1 protein-coding gene is annotated in these 569 nt (G+C 40.6%); it reads right to left on the minus strand.

Annotated features, from left to right (window positions below):
• Nucleotides 1-569 (minus strand): replication initiation factor domain-containing protein (locus HMPREF2551_RS00200; protein WP_210400271.1); only part of this gene is annotated, 569 nt, incomplete at both ends.

Consider the following 569-nt stretch of genomic DNA (forward strand, 5'->3'; position numbering starts at 1 on the left):
AAACCTGATCCATGGACTATTGACATCGCCAAATTGTTTTCCTTTCTCATAAACACGGGTAAATTTAGAATTTCCGCGTTTACCTACATAAAAGGTTTTGCCGCTACCGTCATCATTGCGCCATGCAGTACCGCGGCATTCGCTTTTTGGCCTCATGTTATGAACGTCAAAATGACCGTTATCATGATCAAGTAATGCTTGATCGGGTGTGTATTCGCCGTTAAAAAAATCATGGGCCACATCAACACGGGTAATTTTTGGACGAATGCACTTACTTAAAAACTCATACAGTCGGTTTTCCCAACCGGGTATAGCAGCCTGACAACCTGTACCATTCAATTCAACCAGCATTGTTTCACGCTGGCCGCCATAATGAACTTTTCCATATTCAACGTTATCCGGGCCTAGTTGGTAACAGCTTTTATAAAAAAACTTTCCTTTAAACGGTAGTTTTTGGGTAATGCCAAAACCTAAAATTTCTTCTAACAGCTCGCTATACTTCACAACAAATTCTGTATCTGAAACCAATCCTTTACCTGTTACTTTCGGCAAACTGTCTTCGTGAATTG

It is taken from the genome of Neisseria sp. HMSC066H01 (assembly GCF_001837375.1).
GTDB lineage: Bacteria > Pseudomonadota > Gammaproteobacteria > Burkholderiales > Neisseriaceae > Neisseria.